Consider the following 17,078-nt stretch of genomic DNA (forward strand, 5'->3'; position numbering starts at 1 on the left):
AAAAAAACTTAAAGTGCGTCGCCTTTCGAATCTGTTCAGCGCGACGCGCTTTAGTCGAACAGGCTCGACACCGATTCTTCGGTTGCCGTGCGCGAGATCGCCTCGCCCATCAGGTCGGCGATCGAGATGACGCGGATGTTGGGGGCGTCGAGCACGGCTTGGGTCGGCTGGATGGAGTCGGTGATCACCAGTTCCTGCAGCTTCGAGCCAGCAATGCGGGCGACCGCGCCGCCCGAGAGCACGCCATGGGTGATATAGGCGGTGACGCTGGTGGCGCCGTTGGCAAGCAGCGCGTCAGCGGCGTTGCAGAGCGTGCCGCCGGAATCGACGATGTCGTCGATCAGCAGGCAGTCCTTGCCCGCAACGGCGCCGATGATGTTCATGACCTCGGATTCGCCTGGGCGTTCGCGACGCTTGTCGACGATCGCCAATTGCGCATCGAAGCGCTTGGCCAGCGCGCGCGCCCTGACCACGCCGCCGATGTCGGGCGAGACGACGACGACATTGGCGAGCTGCTTGTATTTGGCCTTCACGTCTCGCGCCATGACCGGCACCGAGAACAGATTGTCGGTCGGGATGTCGAAGAAGCCCTGGATCTGGCCGGCGTGGAGATCGAGCGTCAGGACGCGGTCGACCCCGGCGCGCGTGATCATGTTGGCGACCAGCTTGGCCGAGATCGGCGTGCGGCCGGAGGCGCGGCGATCCTGCCTGGCATATCCAAAATAGGGAATGACAGCCGTGATGCGCCGGGCCGAAGAGCGCATGAAGGCGTCGATCATGATGAGCAGTTCCATCAGATGATCGTTGGTCGGATAAGAAGTCGACTGCAAGATGAAGACATCCTCGCCGCGGACATTCTCCTGGATCTCGACGAAGATCTCCTGATCGGCGAAGCGTCTGACGCTCGCTTTCCCCAGCGGGATGTTGAGATAGCGAGCGACCGCTTCGGCCAGCACCCTGTTGGAATTGCCCGCGAAAAGCTTCATGCACCGTTCCTGGTGAAGGATGGAGAGACCTGACAGACTCTCGTGAGCCTTTGATGCGGGCTTTTAGCGGCCCGCGCCGGTATTGCAAGCCTCGTAATTGGGAATCCTTCAGCCGGCTGCATCAAAGGCCGAGAGCATCGCAAGCCGGCAACAGGTCCGCGGGACCGGTTCGGCGCCCGGCAGAATCTCTGAACGCTCCGCCTCTCTGCTTTGATGCAGTTGCGAACGAAATGCCGTTGCGCACTTTCCTGGAACCGTTGCTCAGCCGGCGCCGCCGGTGCCAAGCCAAGCAGCGAACTGGTCGATCGTCTGGTCGGCGATGGCCTGCATGGTCGCGGGCGCGACCGCCGGCCAGCCTTCGCCACTGCCCGCCGAAGCCGACTTTTGCTGGCCATTGATGCGATGCAGCCGGTTGCCGGACGGGTCGTAGATGTCCCAGACATAGATGACCGTGGTGTCCTTGCCTTCGGTCATGGTGGAAAAATAGCCTTTCAGCACATGCGTTGCCGTCTGGTCGGTGCTGCCGACCAGCGTCACGCCACGCTGCTTGGCACGCGTCTGCAGTTCCGCCGTCAGCGGGGCTGCGGCCTCCACCGAGGCGCCGACGATCGGGGCAACCTGGAGCCGGGTCTTGGCCAGGGCGGCAGTCTGAGCCGGCGTGGCGGGTGCCGAAGCTGCCGGTGCCGGAGCCGGCGAGCTCGTCGTCGGCGATGTGGCGGCCGATGCGCCTTGGGCGGCGGGCACGGATTGGGCGGAGCTCGCCGGCGGTGTGATGGCGGACGGCTCCAGCACGTCCTTGGCATTGGTGCAAGCGGTAAGCGCCAGCGCCGCAAGCAATGACACGGTCGTCACCTGCGATCGTCTCATTTGCCTGAAAACTCCCTGCTGGCGAACGCCCCCGCGTGAGCCCATCATTATGGATTCACTGCACGATCAAGTCGAGATCATGGCGCGAGAGCGGCTTCGGCGCCGATTCCGTGGTGAGATAGGTGCGGCCGAGCGTCATCGCGGTCTCGGTTTCTGAGTCCATGATGATCATGTGAGCGAACAGCGTCATGTTGGGCGCGATCGGTTCGGGATTGCCCTGGTAGAACATCGGCATGTCCATCCAGGACGGGGTGAAGCGGGCGCCGACCGAATAGCCGCAGGCGTTCAGGCGGTGCTTGGTGAGATTGTGCGCCTCGAGCGTGCGGGCATGCGCGTCGAAGACGTCGCCGAAAGTGTTGCCGGGCGTCATCGCCTTCTCGACGGCGAGAATGGCGGCGCGGGCGGCATCGAACAGTTCCTGGTGGCGCTTCGAGGCTTTGCCGGTCAGCACCGTGCGCATCATAGGAGCGTGATAGTGGTGGAAGACGCCCGCCCACTCCAGCGTCAGCTGATCGTTCTTGTTCAGCTTGCGGCGTCCGGACTTGTAGCGGCAAAGCAGGGCATCGATGCCGGAGCCGATGATGAACTCGTTGGCCGGGTAGTCGCCGCCGCCGGCAAAGATCGCGCCTTGCATGGCGGCGAGGATCAGCGCTTCGTCGCCCCCCTGCTTGATCAGCGGCAAGGCGGCATCGAGGGCGTCGTCGGAAAGACCTGCCGCCTTCTCCGCCTTGGCGATTTCGGCCGGGCTCTTGAACAGTCGCAGCCGGCCCACGATGCCGGACGCATCGGCGATCTGCCCGAAGGTCTGCAACTGCTCGTCGAGGCGGCGGCCATTGTAAGCGGTGAGCCCGTGCGTATCATATTCGACGCCGATGCGGGCCCCCAGCAAATCGAGGTCGTTGAGCAGGTTGCGCAGGTCGATCGCCGGGTTTGCACCGTCTCGATCGGTCCACAGTGTGATGTTGTCGATGATCGAGGTCTGGCGCGCCTGCCTGAGATCGGCGGAGCGGGTGAGCAACACCATCGAGCCGTCAGCCTTCACCACCAGACACTGGAAGAAGCAGAAGCCGAACGTGTCGTAGCCGGTCAGCCAATACATGCTCTCCTGGGCGAACAGCAGCACGGCGTCGAGCTTCTTTTCGGCCATCTCGATCAGCAGGCGGTCGCGCCGCGCGTCGAATTCCGAACGTTCGAAATGCAGCGCCATTACTCTTTCTCCAAAACGATTGCCGATACCTGCCGCCCGTAATCCGCTTCCCCGCGGTGGGTGGTGCGCCGGTAAGAATAAAAAAGGTCTTCCTCCGCGTAAGTGCAGCGACCGAGCCCTTCAGCGATCACGCCGGCCTTGCGCAGCCGATCGACCGTATATCGGTTGAGATCGAACATCGAGCGGCCCGCATTGGCCGACGGCCTGAAATAGCTGTGGTTGGCGGCGTCGGCCTCAGCGAAGCGGGCGACGAATTCCGGTCCGACTTCATAGTTCTCGGGTCCGATAGAGGGGCCGAGAACAGCGACGATGCGGTCGCGGCGGGCGCCCAAGCCCTCCATCGCCGCAATGGTGTTTTCGAGCACGCCTGTGAAGGCGCCTTTCCATCCGGCGTGTGCTGCGCCGATGACGCGGGCCTCGGCATCGGCGAACAGCACCGGCCCGCAATCCGCGGTCGAGGCGCCGACCGCGATGCCGGGCCGATCGGTGACGACGGCGTCGGCCGTGGGGCGCGGGCCTGCGAAAGGCTCCCGGGCGATGACGGCGTCCGGGGAGTGGACCTGATGCGCAGTCAAGAGATGGTCGACCGAGACACCCATCCATTCGGCGACGCGGCGGCGGTTCTCCGCAACCAGCGCCTGGTCATCGTTCGACCCCATGCCGATGTTGAGGCCACGGTAGATGCCTCTTGAAACGCCGCCGATGCGGGTGAAGTAACCGTGGCGGATGCCTTTCGCCTTCACCTCGTCCAGATGAGGCGACCTTACTGGATCTGGTTTCGTCTGATTCAGCATGGATGGGTTTGTTGTCTCTGGCGGCCATTTCGTCAAGGCGAAGTTCCGGCAAGTGGCCGGACCAGCCTGTATGGGTTTGGGGCCGATGTCAGCCGGCCTCCACCGCCGGGAGGATCGTCAGGACCTTGAAAAGCTTGCCCATGGCGTCGGGGCCGGCGAGGCGTTCGACGGCATCGGAGATGGTCTGCCGGGTCTTGCTGTCCGCACCGGCGCCGAGCGCGCCGGCACGCTCGAGCAGGCCCATGCCGAGCAGGAAGTCACCCTGCGTCGCCAACTGTGCCGCGAGGCCGTGTGTTTGCGCGGTGGCGGCAAGGGCGGCAAAATCGACGTGGGCGGTGAGGTCGGCCTCGCCCGGATTGGCCAGCACATCTTCGTGATCGTGTCTGCGCAAGGCCTGCAAGGTGTCGCCGACACCCGGTCGCAAATAGCCATAGTCGATGAACAGCCCGGCGCCGCTCTGGACCGCGATCCGTTCGGCAATCGCCGACATAAGCGCCGCGCGGGCAGGGGCAATCTCGACGATAGATCCTTCCGGCGCATCAACAGCGTCGTCGGGCAGCAGCGACGGGTCGACCGAGCCGGCACCGGCGAAGAAATGCAACCGGTCGGCGTCATCGAGGCCCACCAGGCGTTCGCGCCAGCCTGCTCCAGTGCGAACGAACTGGCGGATCGACACGGCGTCGAACAGCTCGTTGCCGACGATGATCAGCGGCTGCCGGGGCAGCGCGTCCACGGATTCATGCCAGGCGAGCTTCACCGGCTGGCCGGCAAGGGTCGCCTGCTGGATCTTGGTCAGGCGCGGGCTGGTCTCGACCATGGCAAAGGAGGCGTCGCCGGCGAAAGCCGGATCGAGGCGCAGCAAGGTGCGCAGCATGTCCTTCATCAGCGTGCCGCGCCCCGGCCCGATCTCGGCCACGGTGACAGGCAGCGGCCGGCCGATGCGTTGCCAGGACTGGTAAAGCCAGACGGCGACGAGTTCGCCGAACATCTGGCTGATCTCCGGCGCGGTGATGAAGTCACCGGCGGCGCCGAACGGCTCGCGCGTCGTGTAGTAGCCATGCTCGGGATCGAACAGGCAGAGCGCCATGTATTCGCTGACCGGGATCGGCCCCACCGCGCCGATCAGGTCGACGATGCGGTCCTTCAGCCGGGTCATGCCGCCTGCGGCTGCGTCACCGGCTTTGCGGTTGCCATGGCCCAGATACCGGCGAGCACCATCGGCGTGGAGAGGATCATGCCCATGGTCAGCCAGTTGGTGCCGAGCAGATAGCCGAGCTGCTGATCCGGCTCGCGGAAGAACTCGACGAAGATGCGCGACAGGCCGTAGCCGCAGATGAAAGCGCCGCCGACAAAGCGCGGCGTCTTCAGCTTGAGCCGCGAATGGGTGAGGAAACGCAGCACCAGAAACAATATGAGGCCCTCCAGCAATGCCTCGTAGATCTGGCTCGGATGACGAGTGAACGGGCCGCCATTGGGAAATTCGATCGCCCAGGGCACGTCCGTCGGCCGGCCCCAGAGCTCGGAATTGACGAAATTGGCGAGGCGTACGAGGCCGAGGCCAACCGGCACCCCGGCCGAGACGACGTCGAACAGCGTCCAGGTGTGAATGCCGCGCCTGAGCGAAAACAGCGTCATGGCGAGGATCACGCCGAGCAACCCACCGTGAAAAGACATGCCGCCCTGCCAGACCGCGAAGATGTCGAGCGGATGCGCGATGTAGCGCGGCAAGTCGTAGAAGAGCACATAGCCGGTGCGCCCGCCGAGCACCACGCCGATCGCAGCCCAGACGATGAAGTCGTCAAGATCTTCCGCCTTCATCGGCAGCTTGCCATCCGGCCAAAGCCGCGGATTGGTGACAAGCCGCTTGGCGTACCACCAGGCAAACAGGATGCCGACGATGTAGCCGACGCCATACCAATGCACCGCCAGCGGTCCGACATGGACGATCACCGGATCGATGTTTGGGAAGGGCAGGGAGGCCAGCGGCAGCAGGAAGTATTCGCTCAAACTGGTCTCCCGGTGGGTGATCGATCGGCGCGGACCATGCGGCAGGCTTTTGGCGGGGTCAAGGCAGGCTTCGCTTGCATTCGGCGCCGCTCGCCACTACGTCAAACTCAGCAAGCGAGGATCTGCCATGTCGAACGGACCGAACCGCATTCTCGATGAATTCGCCAAGCTGATGACCGATGCCGCGGGCGCCGCCCAGGGCGTGCGGCGCGAGGTGGAGACGGCCTTCCGGGGCCAGGCGGAGCGCATCCTCAACTCAATGGATGTGGTGCAGCGCGAGGAGTTCGAGGCCGCGCGCGAGATGGCCGTCAAGGCCAGGGAAGACAACATCCTGCTTGCGGCGCGCATCGAGGCGCTGGAGGCAAAGCTCGCCGAATTGACGGGACAGGCCGCACCTACGGCGGCGGCGAAGCCCAAAACGAAAAAATAATCGTAAACTTTTCCACAAAGCGCGATCCGAAAAATCGCTTTGCCGTGAATCGCTTACCGGCATTGCATGAATCTTTGTGACAGCGCCTTTCCACATGCGAATGACGCAGTGCGAAAAATTGGGCTGTTCACGCGACTCCCGATCAATAGACTGAATTTGTTGCATGATTCGAAGCTGGGTCATGCGCCGGGCGGTGGGGTCCGGTTGGGGTCTGTGAAAGCCCCGGCCGTCCGAGTTCTGGACAGGATTGTTCGTCGTGTGTGCCCCGCGGAGCGTGTGGCGCTCCCCTGAACACAGGAAGCATTCATGGAACTCCTCGAACTCGAATTCTCCCGCGAAATCCACCCGGTGGATGTGATCGAGCAGGTGGCGCACAACAACGACTGGGCTTTCGAGCGCGCCGGCGACGACGAGATCTCGATTTCGGTGGCAGGCAGCTGGACCGATTATCACGTCTCCTTCTCGTGGATGGAGGATTTTGAGGCGCTGCATCTGGCCTGCGCCTTCGACATCAAGGTGCCGGAGATGCGCACGCTCGAAGTGATGCGGCTCCTGTCGCTGATCAACGAGCAGATGCTGTTCGGCCATTTCGACCTCTGGGAGCAGGAAGGCGCCATCATGTTCCGGCAGTCGCTGCTGCTGGCCGGCGGGGTCGAGCCGTCGAGCCAGCAGGTCGAGGTGTTGCTGTCGTCGGCGCTCGAAGCCTGCGAATGCTATTTCCAGGCCTTCCAGTTCGTCGTCTGGTCCGGCACGTCGGCCAAGGACGCGCTGTCCAGCGTGCTGTTCGAAACGCATGGAACTGCCTGAACGCCGCCGGGATTTGCAATGAGTTCAAGTGGCGCGCGCAAGCCCGAGATCAGCTTTGCCGATTTCGACCGTGTCGATATCCGCGCCGGCACGATCATCGAAGCCGAGCCTTTCCCCGAGGCGCGCAAGCCGGCATTCAAGCTGAAGATCGACTTCGGCCCGGTGATCGGCGTGAAGAAATCTTCGGCGCAGATCACCAAATACTATGCGCCGGAGACACTGATCGGCCGGCAGGTCTTTGCCGTGGTCAACTTCCCGCCGCGCCAGATAGGCCCTTTCATGTCCGAAGTGCTGACGCTGGGCTTTCCCGACGAGGAGGGCGCCGTGGTGCTCGGCGCCATCGAGCGCAGGGTGCCGGACGGCGGGCGGCTGTTTTAGGATGCATTGATATTGAGGTGAGGGCGGCTTGCGAACGGCAGTCTCCTGCGCTTCCGGTGCTCACATATCCAAAGACGACGCTCCGCTCCGGTTCTCGGAGCCCACCATTCTCAGCTCGGCCTGACCTGAATCTCAACGCATCCTATACGCCAAGGCGTTCACGCCGCGAGCTTGCGCGTCTTTCCCAGCGCTTCCTCGACGACGTCGAGAAACATTTCGGCGCAGGCCTTCCAGCTGTAGCGCAGAGCGCGCTGGCGCGCCTCGGCGCGGTCGACCTGGAGCGCCTTGAGCGCGGCCTCGCCTAGGTCCTCGGACACGGCCCCGCCGATGCCGTCGCCGACGATGTCGATCGGACCGGTCACCGGGTAGGCGGCCACCGGCGTGCCGCTGGCTAAAGCCTCGATGATGACGTTGCCGAACGTGTCGGTGCGGCTCGGAAAGACGAACACGTCGGCCGATGCGTAAATTTCCGCCAGTTCGTCGTTCGGGCGATGGCCGAGAAAATGCGCGTTCGGATAGCGTGCCTTGAGCTTCGCCAATTCCGGTCCCTCGCCGACCACCACCTTGCTGCCGGGCAGGTCGAGGTCGAGGAAGGCGCTCAGGTTCTTCTCGATCGCGACGCGACCGACGCAAAGGAAGACCGGACGGGGAAAGCTCGTCTGCTTGTGCTTTTCCGGCCGGAAATGCTCGGTGTCGACGCCGCGCGTCCAAGGCCTCAGCTTGTCGAAGCCGCGCGCGGCCAGATCGTCCGCCAGCGACCGCGTGGCGACAAGCGTGCCGTGTCCGGAATTGTGGAAGTCGCGCAGCCAGTTGTAGGTCCAACGCTCCGGCACCGGCAGGCGGGCGCTGAGATATTCGGGGAAGCGCGTGTGATAGCTGGTGGTGAAGGGGCGGCCGGCCCTGCGGCAATAACGGCGCGCCATGATGCCGAGCGGACCTTCGGTAACGATGTGGATATGGTCGGCCTTGCGCGCATCGATCAGCTGCGCCACGCGGCTTGGCGTGGTAAGCGCCAGGCGGATGTCCGGATAGGTCGGCAGCGGCAAGGTGCGGAAAGTGTTCGGCGTCAGGAAGTCGACCTGGACGTCGAAAGTTTTCAGTGTCTCGGTCAGCCGTTCCAGCGTGTGCACGACGCCATTGACCTGCGGCCGCCAGGCGTCGGTGACCATCAGGATGCGCATGGCTGCCCTTCGCTGGAAAGATTTTTAGCCCAGCCCTTGTGATGGCGGAGCGGCGACCAGGCAGCAGCTTGCGCTTCGCTCCAGCGCACCCGGGCGGGCACGGGATCGAAGCCTGGCGGCAGGGCCGAATCGATCTGGGTCGCGCGCTTCATGCGCGCTCTTGACCATGGTTTCATGACGGGCGGATGACTCCCGTCCTTGCCCCGACTTACGCGGGCACCTTGATCACGGCGCGCAAGCCGCCGAGCGGGCTGTCTTCGAGGCTGATGTCGCCGCCATGGCTGCGGGCGATGTCGCGGGCAATCGACAGGCCGAGGCCGGTGCCGCTGGCATCGAGGTTGCGCGCCTCGTCGAGCCTGAGGAACGGCTTGAACACCTCCTCGCGCTTTTCGGGCGCAATGCCCGGACCGTCGTCGTCGATGGTGACCGTCAGCGAGCCGCGACCGTGATTGGCATCGACTTCGACGGTCTTGGCGTAGCGGAAGGCGTTGCCGATCACATTCGAGAGCAGCCGGGCAAAGGCGTTGGGCCGCACATGCACGGTCGGATCGCCGACAAGCGTTGTCGACAGCTTGCATCTGCGCAGCAAAGCTTCTTCCCCGAGCTTCTGGAAATAGGCTTGCAGGTCGAAGCGGCCGGCGTCTTCCGTAGCCTCACCGCGGGCGAAGGCGAGATAGCCCTCCAGCATCGACTGCATGTCGTCGATGTCCTGGTTGAGCGCGGCCTTGGTTTCGGCCTTGCCGCCGGCCAGCGCCAGCTGCAGCTTGAAGCGGGTGAGGATGGTCCTGAGGTCGTGGCTGACGCCAGTGAGCATCGCCGTGCGCTGCTCGATCTGGCGCTCGATGCGCTCGCGCATCTGGATGAAGGCAAAGCCGGCACGGCGCACCTCCTCGGCGCCGCGCGGACGAAAATCGCGCGGCATCGGCCGCCCTTTGCCGAAGCTCTCGGCAGCCTCGGCGAGCGTGAGGATCGGCCGGATCTGATTGCGCAGGAAGGGAATGGCGATCATCAGCAGCACCAGCGAGGTGCCGACCATCCAGATCAGGAAGATATGGGTATTCGAGGCGTAGGCCTGGCTGCGGCGCACGAAGACGCGCAGGACTTTGCCTTCCAACTGCACGCGGACTTCGACGATGTTAGAATTGCCGACCGTGTCGATCCAGAAGGGTCGGTTGATCTGCCTAGTGATCTCCGACGACAGGGCCTCGTCGAGGATCGAGAAGAACGGTTTTGGGCCGGGCGGCGGCAGCGGATCGGGCGGCAGCAGATCCACTTTCAGCTGCATGCGATCCTGAGCGATGCGGATGATGTTGGCGTAGTCGGCGTCGTGCGGATAGGTCTCCATCATGTCGATGATGGCGGCGATGTCACGCACGGTCGCCTGCGACAGGCGCTGGGTGACCGTCTGCCAATGGCGTTCCATGAAGACGAAGGCGACCACCGACTGCAACAGGATCATCGGGGCGATGACGATGATCAGCGAGCGAGCATAGAGCCGCTTCGGCATGTAGAGCGCGACCAGGCGCCAGAACCGGTTCCAGGCGCGCGGCATCGCTCTTAGCGTGCGCATCGCGAGTTCGCCGTGGCCGCCGCCTTCGGGCTGTTCCAGTTGCGTGGTCGCCATTCGCCCTTCCGCTCGTCGATGGCCGTTCACCAAAGGCCGTCGATGAGCATGTTATTCCACGCTGAGCCGATACCCAATACCGCGCACGGTCTGCAGCCAGACCGGGTTGGACGGATCGCGCTCGATCTTGCGGCGCAGCCGGTTGATCTGGACATCGATCGTGCGCTCGCCGACGTCCGATTCGTCGCCGACGAGTTCGTGGCGCGGTATGGTCTCCCCGGCGCGCGCCGCGAAGATGGCCAGGATCTCCTGTTCGCGGTCGGTCAGCTTCAGCGCCTCGCCGCCGCGCTTCAACTCGCGCTTGGCGATCTGGAATGTATAGGGGCCAAACACCAGCTGCTCGACCTTGGGCGTCGCCGTCGGGCCGCCGCGGCGCAGTATGTTGTTGATGCGCAGGATCAATTCGCGCGGATCGAAAGGTTTCGGCAGATAGTCGTCGGCGCCGGCCTCTAGCCCGGTGATGCGGCTGTCGGTCTCCGAGAGCGCCGTCAGCATCAGGATCGGCACGTTCTTCTCGGCCCGCAACGCCTTGGTGAGGTCGACGCCGGTCTCGCCGGGCATCATCACGTCCAGCACGAGCAGGTCGAAATCGAGCCCTGCGAGCTTGCGCCGGGCCTCGCTGGAATTGCCGGCGACGGTGACGCGAAAGCCATTCTCTGACAGATACTGCTTGAGCAGGTTGCGGATGCGGGTATCGTCGTCGACCACCAGCAGATGCGGCGCATCATCGTCGGGCGCCGCCGGATGATCTACCTTCTCACTGGTCTCCATGGTTTTTCCCCGATGTCTGCGCAGGCACAATGTCGATCTGCGCTCTTAGTTCCGGATTGACCATCGCCTCCAGAAATCTTTCGATCGAAGCGCGTTCGGCGGCACCGGAATCCTCCAATGCAGCACGGATGCGGCGCGACTGTGGCCGGGCGAGCGCTAGCGCCAGGGCGCGGCCCTTGGCGGTGGGGTAGAGCTCGCGCTGGCGGCGGTCGCGCGGACCCTGCAGCTGGACGATATGGTCGGTGTCGATCAACTGCTTCAGCACCCGCGCCAGGCTCTGCTTGGTGATCTTCAGCACGTCCAGCAACTCGGCAACCGTGAGGCCGGGCCTGCGGTTGACGAAATGCAGCACGCGGTGATGGGCGCGGCCGAAGCCGTAATCGGCCAGGATCTGGTCGGGATCGGAAGTGAAATCGCGGTAGGCGAAGAAGAACAGCTCGATGATGGCGAAGTCGATACCGTCCTCGTCGGTGACCGCCGTCCTGATCGGTTTTCCGGCTGCGGGGTTTCGATCCGTCATCTCTTCTCCATGCGAAACGGAAATTATGTCAGCACTGTTGACGTAATTTCCCGGTAATGGTAATTTTTGACAAGCTTTTCGGCGGATTGCGATCGAAAAGGCAAGCGGAAGTCGTTTTTCTGGAACTTCCTGAGTTTGCCATGCTTTGATTATCCGCCTACGCTTGCGGGCACCGGCTGACGTTCCAGACGCCGTCGCGCGGCTGACACGAAACGCTGAACGACACAATGATATGCGGGCCGCGCCCGCGGGAGGTTCCCATGGCATCCGTTCCCTTCGATCAACTGGACGGCTTTATCTGGATGAACGGCGAGTTCGTCAAATGGACCGACGCCAAGATCCACGTGCTGACCCATGGCCTGCATTATGCCAGCGCCGTCTTCGAGGGCGAGCGCGCCTATGGCGGCCAGATCTTCAAGCTGACCGAGCACAATGAGCGGCTGCACGAGTCGGCGCGCCTGCTCGGCTTCAAGATTCCCTATTCGGTGGCCGAGATCGACGAGGCCTGCCGCACGCTTCTGAAGAAGCAGGGTTTCCAGGACGCCTATGTGCGCCCGATCGCCTGGCGCGGCAGCGAGCAGATGGGCGTCTCGGCGCAGAACAACCGCATCAACTGCGCCATCGCCATCTGGCAGTGGCCGAGCTATTTCGATCCGGCGCAGAAGCTCAAGGGCATCCGTCTCGACATCGCCGAATGGCGCCGGCCCGATCCGCGCACCGCGCCCTCCAAGTCGAAGGCCGCCGGCCTCTACATGATCTGCACCCTGTCCAAGCATGCGGCGGAAGCCAAGGGCTATGCCGACGCCATGATGCTCGACTGGCGCGGCCAGGTCGCGGAAGCGACGGGCGCCAACATCTTCTTCGTCAAGGACGGCAAGATACACACGCCGACGCCCGACTGCTTCCTTGACGGCATCACCCGCCGCACGGTGATCGGGCTTGCCAAGGACCGGGGTGTGGAAGTGATCGAACGCGCGATCATGCCGGACGAACTCGAGGGTTTTGAGCAGTGCTTCCTCACCGGCACTGCTGCCGAAGTCACTCCGGTCTCCGAAATCGGCCCATACCGATTCGAGGTCGGCGAGATCGCCAAGACATTGATGAACGACTATTCCGCTGCCGTGCAACCAAAGCACGCGATCGCCGCAGAATAGAAACAGTCGCAGGTTCTGACGCAACGGGGCGGTTTTCGAGCCGCCCCTGTTTGTTTTCACTAGAGAATTCCAGGAATGGTGCGTAGCGGTTTCCGTCCGGAATTGTGCAAAAACAAACACTTAGAGCGGCTCAGCGATTCTGTGCAGAGCTGAGGCGCTCCAGCCAGACTTGGAAAGGAAAGCCATGGGTCAGCTCAACGCCGGCATAGTGCCGGTCACGCCCTTCCAGCAGAATTGCACCATCCTGTTCGACATGGACGACAAGGCCGGCGTCGTCGTCGATCCCGGCGGCGATGTCGACAAGATACTGGCGGTGCTCAAGGACAATGCCATCACCGCCGGGGCGATCTGGATCACACATGGCCATATCGATCACGCCGGCGGCGCGATGGACCTGAAGGATGCGCTCGGCCTCGACATCATCGGACCGCACGAGGCCGACCGGCCGCTGCTTGCCAATCTCGAAAACCAGGCCAGGCGCTTCGGCCTTACCGACCCGGTGCGCAACTGCGTGCCGGACCGTTTCCTCAGCGAAGGCGACATGGTGTCGTTCGGCGAGCATGTGTTCGAGGTGCTGCACTGCCCGGGCCATGCGCCCGGCCATGTCGTCTATTACAACCGCGTGGCTAGGTTCGCCCATGTCGGCGACGTGCTGTTCAGCGGCTCGATCGGCCGCACCGATCTGCCGGGCGGCGATCACGCCGCGCTGATCGCCTCGATCAAGGACAAGCTGCTGCCGCTCGGCGACGATATCGGCTTCATCTGCGGCCACGGGCCGGGCGGCCGCTTCGGTGAGGAGCGACGGACCAATCCGTTTCTCATCTGATCTGCGTAACCGGCAAAGAAAAGCGCCGCTCAATGGCGGCGCCTTTGCTGGGGCAGGGAACTTAAATGTTTAGTTGGCGACGCAGAAATGCTGCTCGCCGTCATTGCCGGTAAAGGTACCGGTGCGCGAATTGAAGGTGCGGTAACGGTCCGAGCAATACTCGTACCAGGCACGGGTCCACGGTTCGGCATAGCGGTCGGCATAGACCACGCGCGGCGCATAGTAGCGGCGGACCGGCGGGTCGACATAATAGCCATCATCATAGGCTGGATCATAATATCTCGGCCCGGGATTGCTGAGCGCGCTGCCGATCAAGGCGCCTGCCGCCAGGCCGACGACGCCGGCCGCGAGCGCATCACCATGGTGGTGACGATGCCAACGCCAGTCATCCGCATTGGCCGCGGAGAAGGTGGCCAAGGTGGTTGCGGCAATGCCCGCGGTCAAAATGGCGGTCTTGAGAATTCGGTTCATTTTCGGTCTCCTTCGCGCCGGCCCGGGTATGTTCGGGGATGCGGACCGGCTTTAGCAAAGATTAATAGAAGACCGTGGCTGAACGGAGGCTGAACGGAATTCGGCTGGACAACTTCGCGGCTTGGGCAAAATCTTACCCGGGCGAGAGCGTACCCGCCTCATCAACCTCCGTCCGATCTGTCCTGAGCCGGGTTAGCTGATCGACAGATTGACGGCCTTCGGACCCTTGCCGCGCTTGTCCGGCTCGGTGTCGAATGTCACTTTCTGCCCATCCTCAAGACCGGGAAGACCCGACGCCTGCACAGCCGAAATGTGGACGAAGACATCCTTCGCGCCATCATCCGGCGTGATGAAGCCGAAGCCTTTGGCATGGTTGAAGAATTTGACGGTGCCGGTCTGCGGCATGGGAAACTCCTTTGATCCCATCAAGTCAGTCTCGGGCCGGCAAATGCCCGAGAGGAAATTTGTCCTTTATTTTAGCGCTATCGGCAAGAGAAAGTTTTCGCTCCCTCGGGCGGGATTTTGCGGCCGCGAAAAAGGCGCGACGGAACCGCCGCGCCTTCGAAATTCAGCCCGGCACTGAAGCCGGTTCACGATCGTGCCGGGCCCTTGATCGCGGGCCGGCGGACAATCAGGCAGCGCGCAGATTGACCGCCTTCGGGCCCTTGCCCATGCGGTCCGGCTCGACGTCGAAGGTGACCTTCTGGCCATCGACGAGGGTGCGCAAACCCGAAGCCTCGATCGCCGAGATGTGGACGAACACGTCCTTGGCGCCGCCGTCGGGCGTGATGAAGCCGAAGCCTTTGGTGGCGTTGAAGAACTTTACGGTGCCGGTCTGGGCCATTGGGGAAACTCCTTCACCCGTATCAGTGTTGTGGTCTGCCCGCTGCCTTGCGCCTTGGGCAAGTCCTGGTGGTTGCTTCGGCAGTCATGCATTTGCGCATGGTCAAACCCCCCGCCGAAATACGGGGCCGTCAGAGATTCACACTATCGGGGAAAGGTCGTCCAAAACGTGCCGCTCTCCGGGTCGCAAATGCCCGAACACGAAATTTATTACACGGAAACGTGATAGTGGCAAGACAACCTTCGCGGGCGGCCCCCGGCACGCCTGACGCTGCCTCTCGAATAGACCTCATATCTGGGGTCAGCGCACGCTCAAGCATAGGTCAGTATAGCCCTCCTGGCGCTTTGATTTTCCGCGGCGCCAAACGTGCAAACTGGAGTTGCAACCGATGTCGGAACGACGAGGATCGGCGTGCCGTGCAGGCTCATACGTCAGGCCAGTCTTGAATCTCCGGCCCGCATGGCTTAGTTCGGCGGGCGGACAAACACGGCAGGTTTCCCATTAACAGAGATCAGAGAAGAGCGGCGGGCGCGAGTGGCAAAGCCGGTTCGGCAAGCCCGCTCGATCCTTATGCGCAGAGAGCGCTGCAACTGCATCAGGCCGGGCGCCGGCAGGAAGCCGAGTCGCTTTACCGGCAGGTGCTGGGACAGAAGCCGGACCACGCCGCAGCGCTGCACTTCCTCGGATTGCTGCTGCATCAGACCGGCCGAAGCGAGGAGGGGCTCGACCTCATAGAGCAGTCGGTGACGCTGCAGCCCAGGAATGCGGACTTCCTCAACAATATGGGGACCGTCATGCGCGACCTCGGTCGTGTCGCTGCCGCCGTCGATTTCTTCCGCGGCGCGGTGGACATCCGTCCGGACCAGCTTGCCGCGCGCGACAATCTCGGCTCGTCGCTGAAACAACTCGGCCAGTTCGAGGCGGCCGAGGAGATCTATCGCGGCACCATCGGCCGCAACCCGTTCCATGTCCGCGCCCGTATCGGCCTTGCGGAAACACTGCAGGAAGCCGGGCGGCTGGACGACGCGATCGCCCTGTTCCGCGAGTCGCTGTCGATCCGGCCCAAGGATGCGGAACTGCTCTACGGGCTTGGCGTGGCCATGATGGAGAAGGGCAAGCTCTCCGAGGCTGCCGATCTTGCCCGCCAGGCGGTGGCGATCGCTCCCGCGATGGCGAAGGCCTGGCTTTTGCTGACGCAAGTCAAGCGCCAGACGGAGCGCGATGGCGAGCTTGCCGGCATGGAGGCCCAGCATAGCAAGGCGCCGCAGGACAGCCTCGCGCGCATGCAGCTCTCCTTCGGCCTCGGTAAGGCCAATGACGATCTGAAGGACTACGGCCGCGCCTTCGACTATTTCGCCGAGGGCAACGCCATTCGCCGCAAGGGCATCGACTACGATCCGGCCAGGACGCGCGATGAGTTCGAGGCGATGAAGGCGGTGTTCGACAAGGCCTTCTTCGACAAGCACCGGCCGAGCGACATCTCCGACGACGCGCCGATTTTCGTGGTCGGCATGCCGCGTTCCGGCACGACGCTGGTCGAGCAGATCATCGCCAGCCATCCGCAGGTGTTTGGCGCCGGCGAGCTCAGCATCCTGAAGACGGTCGTCGGCAAGCAGTTCCCGATGAGCATGCCGGGCGGCTTTCCGTCGGGAATCGCCGACATGCCGGACACGGCTTTTGCCGAAGCCGGGCAGGCCTATCTCGACATGCTGCACACCCGCTATCCGGGCTTCCGTCATGTCACCGACAAGATGCCGGGCAACTTCCTGCTGGTCGGCTTCCTGCATATGATGCTGCCGAAGGCGAAGATCGTGCATTGCGCGCGCGACGCGGCGGCCACGTGTCTCTCGATCTTCAAGGTGCATTTCCGCGGCGACAGCCATCGTTATGGCTACGATCTCGCCGAGCTTGCCGACTTCCACAACCTCTACACCGACATCATGGCGCATTGGCACAAGGTGCTGTCCGGTGTCGTGCACGATGTGCGCTATGAGGATTTCGTCGCCGACCAGGAAGCGCAGACGCGGGCGCTGATGGCCCATCTCGGCCTGCCCTGGGACGACAAGGTGCTGTCGTTCCACGAGACCGACCGTGCGGTGCGAACGGCATCGGCGGCGCAGGTGCGCCAGCCGATGTATCAGGGCTCCGTCGACCTGTGGAAGCGCTACGGCGACCGGCTGAAGCCGCTGCTGGACAGGCTGAGCTAGTCAC

At 63.4% G+C, this 17,078-nt stretch carries 20 protein-coding genes; 6 read left to right on the forward strand and 14 right to left on the reverse strand.

Annotated elements, in window-relative coordinates:
* Positions 1-50: 50 nt before the first annotated feature.
* The 6 genes from EJ074_RS24080 to lgt form a co-directional block, all read right to left on the reverse strand.
* Positions 51-986, reverse strand: a complete 936-nt coding sequence (locus EJ074_RS24080) for a ribose-phosphate pyrophosphokinase (RefSeq protein WP_095806976.1) — start codon at positions 984-986, stop codon at positions 51-53.
* A gap of 261 nt (positions 987-1,247) precedes the next feature.
* Positions 1,248-1,853, reverse strand: a complete 606-nt coding sequence (locus EJ074_RS24085) for a hypothetical protein (RefSeq protein ID WP_095806975.1) — start codon at positions 1,851-1,853, stop codon at positions 1,248-1,250.
* Between the two features lie 55 nt (positions 1,854-1,908).
* Positions 1,909-3,060, reverse strand: coding sequence for a Xaa-Pro peptidase family protein (locus EJ074_RS24090; RefSeq protein WP_095806974.1), 1,152 nt, complete (start codon positions 3,058-3,060; stop codon positions 1,909-1,911).
* Positions 3,060-3,854 (reverse strand): peptidoglycan editing factor PgeF, encoded by a 795-nt coding sequence (gene pgeF, locus EJ074_RS24095; protein ID WP_095806973.1) that lies wholly within the window; start codon positions 3,852-3,854, stop codon positions 3,060-3,062. Before pgeF ends, EJ074_RS24090 begins: the two co-directional genes overlap by 1 nt.
* Before the next feature lie 88 nt (positions 3,855-3,942).
* Positions 3,943-5,010, reverse strand: a complete 1,068-nt coding sequence (locus tag EJ074_RS24100; protein WP_095806972.1) for a class I SAM-dependent methyltransferase — start codon at positions 5,008-5,010, stop codon at positions 3,943-3,945.
* Positions 5,007-5,861, reverse strand: coding sequence for a prolipoprotein diacylglyceryl transferase (gene lgt, locus EJ074_RS24105; RefSeq protein WP_095806971.1), 855 nt, complete (start codon positions 5,859-5,861; stop codon positions 5,007-5,009). The genes EJ074_RS24100 and lgt overlap by 4 nt, the downstream gene beginning before the upstream one ends.
* 127 nt (positions 5,862-5,988) lie before the next feature.
* Here lgt and EJ074_RS24110 point away from each other — a divergent pair, with 127 nt between their 5' ends.
* From EJ074_RS24110 to EJ074_RS24120, 3 genes are all read left to right on the forward strand, one after another.
* Positions 5,989-6,291: an accessory factor UbiK family protein gene (locus EJ074_RS24110; protein ID WP_095806970.1), complete on the forward strand. Its 303-nt coding sequence runs from the start codon at positions 5,989-5,991 to the stop codon at positions 6,289-6,291.
* Positions 6,292-6,597: 306 nt separating this feature from the next.
* Positions 6,598-7,098, forward strand: a complete 501-nt coding sequence (locus EJ074_RS24115) for a YbjN domain-containing protein (RefSeq protein WP_095806969.1) — start codon at positions 6,598-6,600, stop codon at positions 7,096-7,098.
* Positions 7,099-7,116: 18 nt separating this feature from the next.
* The gene (locus tag EJ074_RS24120) at positions 7,117-7,476 is read left to right on the forward strand and encodes a tRNA-binding protein (RefSeq protein WP_095806968.1); all 360 of its coding nucleotides are present in this window, start codon (positions 7,117-7,119) and stop codon (positions 7,474-7,476) included.
* Positions 7,477-7,634: 158 nt separating this feature from the next.
* On the opposite strand, the gene EJ074_RS24125 is transcribed toward EJ074_RS24120, so the two are convergent.
* From EJ074_RS24125 to EJ074_RS24140, 5 genes are read right to left on the reverse strand one after another with little or no spacing between them, the layout of a single operon-like run.
* Entirely contained in the window at positions 7,635-8,657 is a 1,023-nt protein-coding gene (locus EJ074_RS24125) for a glycosyltransferase family 1 protein (RefSeq protein WP_095806967.1), read from the reverse strand.
* Positions 8,645-8,809, reverse strand: coding sequence for a hypothetical protein (locus tag EJ074_RS29830; RefSeq protein ID WP_165350003.1), 165 nt, complete (start codon positions 8,807-8,809; stop codon positions 8,645-8,647). The genes EJ074_RS24125 and EJ074_RS29830 overlap by 13 nt, the downstream gene beginning before the upstream one ends.
* A 56-nt stretch (positions 8,810-8,865) precedes the next feature.
* Positions 8,866-10,281 carry an ATP-binding protein gene (locus tag EJ074_RS24130; protein WP_095806966.1) on the reverse strand — a complete coding sequence of 472 codons (1,416 nt, stop codon included), beginning with the start codon at positions 10,279-10,281 and terminating at the stop codon, positions 8,866-8,868.
* Positions 10,282-10,332: 51 nt separating this feature from the next.
* Positions 10,333-11,052 (reverse strand): response regulator transcription factor, encoded by a 720-nt coding sequence (locus tag EJ074_RS24135; protein ID WP_095806965.1) that lies wholly within the window; start codon positions 11,050-11,052, stop codon positions 10,333-10,335.
* Positions 11,039-11,572, reverse strand: a complete 534-nt coding sequence (locus EJ074_RS24140; protein ID WP_095806964.1) for a MarR family transcriptional regulator — start codon at positions 11,570-11,572, stop codon at positions 11,039-11,041. Before EJ074_RS24140 ends, EJ074_RS24135 begins: the two co-directional genes overlap by 14 nt.
* 260 nt (positions 11,573-11,832) lie before the next feature.
* Here EJ074_RS24140 and EJ074_RS24145 point away from each other — a divergent pair, with 260 nt between their 5' ends.
* A complete protein-coding gene (locus EJ074_RS24145) occupies positions 11,833-12,726 on the forward strand; it encodes a branched-chain amino acid aminotransferase (RefSeq protein ID WP_095806963.1) in 894 nt (297 codons plus the stop codon).
* A 184-nt stretch (positions 12,727-12,910) separates the two neighbouring features.
* Complete coding sequence (locus EJ074_RS24150; protein WP_095806962.1) at positions 12,911-13,552, forward strand: MBL fold metallo-hydrolase; 642 nt, start codon at positions 12,911-12,913, stop codon at positions 13,550-13,552.
* A 69-nt stretch (positions 13,553-13,621) separates the two neighbouring features.
* Here the strand turns inward: EJ074_RS24150 and EJ074_RS24155 are convergent, their stop codons facing one another.
* The 3 genes from EJ074_RS24155 to EJ074_RS24165 form a co-directional block, all read right to left on the reverse strand.
* Positions 13,622-14,023: a BA14K family protein gene (locus EJ074_RS24155; RefSeq protein ID WP_095806961.1), complete on the reverse strand. Its 402-nt coding sequence runs from the start codon at positions 14,021-14,023 to the stop codon at positions 13,622-13,624.
* Between the two features lie 192 nt (positions 14,024-14,215).
* Complete coding sequence (locus tag EJ074_RS24160) at positions 14,216-14,428, reverse strand: cold-shock protein (protein ID WP_095807042.1); 213 nt, start codon at positions 14,426-14,428, stop codon at positions 14,216-14,218.
* A 226-nt stretch (positions 14,429-14,654) separates the two neighbouring features.
* The gene (locus EJ074_RS24165) at positions 14,655-14,867 is read right to left on the reverse strand and encodes a cold-shock protein (RefSeq protein ID WP_006202520.1); all 213 of its coding nucleotides are present in this window, start codon (positions 14,865-14,867) and stop codon (positions 14,655-14,657) included.
* A 584-nt stretch (positions 14,868-15,451) separates the two neighbouring features.
* Between EJ074_RS24165 and EJ074_RS24170 the strand changes: the two genes are divergently transcribed.
* Positions 15,452-17,074: a tetratricopeptide repeat-containing sulfotransferase family protein gene (locus EJ074_RS24170; RefSeq protein WP_095806960.1), complete on the forward strand. Its 1,623-nt coding sequence runs from the start codon at positions 15,452-15,454 to the stop codon at positions 17,072-17,074.
* Positions 17,075-17,078 lie beyond the last annotated feature (4 nt).

The sequence above is a fragment of the Mesorhizobium sp. M3A.F.Ca.ET.080.04.2.1 genome (assembly GCF_003952525.1).
Classification (GTDB): domain Bacteria; phylum Pseudomonadota; class Alphaproteobacteria; order Rhizobiales; family Rhizobiaceae; genus Mesorhizobium.

What these genes read in the sequence shown, in the direction of transcription:
- EJ074_RS24160 (WP_095807042.1), bottom strand. Translation starts at nt 14,428, where the DNA reads ATGCCGCAGACCGGCACCGTCAAATTCTTCAACCATGCCAAAGGCTTC.
- EJ074_RS24145 (WP_095806963.1), top strand. Translation starts at nt 11,833, where the DNA reads ATGGCATCCGTTCCCTTCGATCAACTGGACGGCTTTATCTGGATGAAC.
- EJ074_RS24115 (WP_095806969.1), top strand. Translation starts at nt 6,598, where the DNA reads ATGGAACTCCTCGAACTCGAATTCTCCCGCGAAATCCACCCGGTGGAT.
- EJ074_RS24150 (WP_095806962.1), top strand. Translation starts at nt 12,911, where the DNA reads ATGGGTCAGCTCAACGCCGGCATAGTGCCGGTCACGCCCTTCCAGCAG.
- EJ074_RS24165 (WP_006202520.1), bottom strand. Translation starts at nt 14,867, where the DNA reads ATGGCCCAGACCGGCACCGTAAAGTTCTTCAACGCCACCAAAGGCTTC.
- EJ074_RS24120 (WP_095806968.1), top strand. Translation starts at nt 7,117, where the DNA reads ATGAGTTCAAGTGGCGCGCGCAAGCCCGAGATCAGCTTTGCCGATTTC.
- EJ074_RS24100 (WP_095806972.1), bottom strand. Translation starts at nt 5,010, where the DNA reads ATGACCCGGCTGAAGGACCGCATCGTCGACCTGATCGGCGCGGTGGGG.
- EJ074_RS24140 (WP_095806964.1), bottom strand. Translation starts at nt 11,572, where the DNA reads ATGACGGATCGAAACCCCGCAGCCGGAAAACCGATCAGGACGGCGGTC.
- EJ074_RS24085 (WP_095806975.1), bottom strand. Translation starts at nt 1,853, where the DNA reads ATGAGACGATCGCAGGTGACGACCGTGTCATTGCTTGCGGCGCTGGCG.
- EJ074_RS24080 (WP_095806976.1), bottom strand. Translation starts at nt 986, where the DNA reads ATGAAGCTTTTCGCGGGCAATTCCAACAGGGTGCTGGCCGAAGCGGTC.
- EJ074_RS24155 (WP_095806961.1), bottom strand. Translation starts at nt 14,023, where the DNA reads ATGAACCGAATTCTCAAGACCGCCATTTTGACCGCGGGCATTGCCGCA.
- EJ074_RS24135 (WP_095806965.1), bottom strand. Translation starts at nt 11,052, where the DNA reads ATGGAGACCAGTGAGAAGGTAGATCATCCGGCGGCGCCCGACGATGAT.
- pgeF (WP_095806973.1), bottom strand. Translation starts at nt 3,854, where the DNA reads ATGCTGAATCAGACGAAACCAGATCCAGTAAGGTCGCCTCATCTGGAC.
- EJ074_RS24125 (WP_095806967.1), bottom strand. Translation starts at nt 8,657, where the DNA reads ATGCGCATCCTGATGGTCACCGACGCCTGGCGGCCGCAGGTCAATGGC.
- EJ074_RS24090 (WP_095806974.1), bottom strand. Translation starts at nt 3,060, where the DNA reads ATGGCGCTGCATTTCGAACGTTCGGAATTCGACGCGCGGCGCGACCGC.
- EJ074_RS24130 (WP_095806966.1), bottom strand. Translation starts at nt 10,281, where the DNA reads ATGGCGACCACGCAACTGGAACAGCCCGAAGGCGGCGGCCACGGCGAA.
- EJ074_RS24110 (WP_095806970.1), top strand. Translation starts at nt 5,989, where the DNA reads ATGTCGAACGGACCGAACCGCATTCTCGATGAATTCGCCAAGCTGATG.
- EJ074_RS29830 (WP_165350003.1), bottom strand. Translation starts at nt 8,809, where the DNA reads ATGAAGCGCGCGACCCAGATCGATTCGGCCCTGCCGCCAGGCTTCGAT.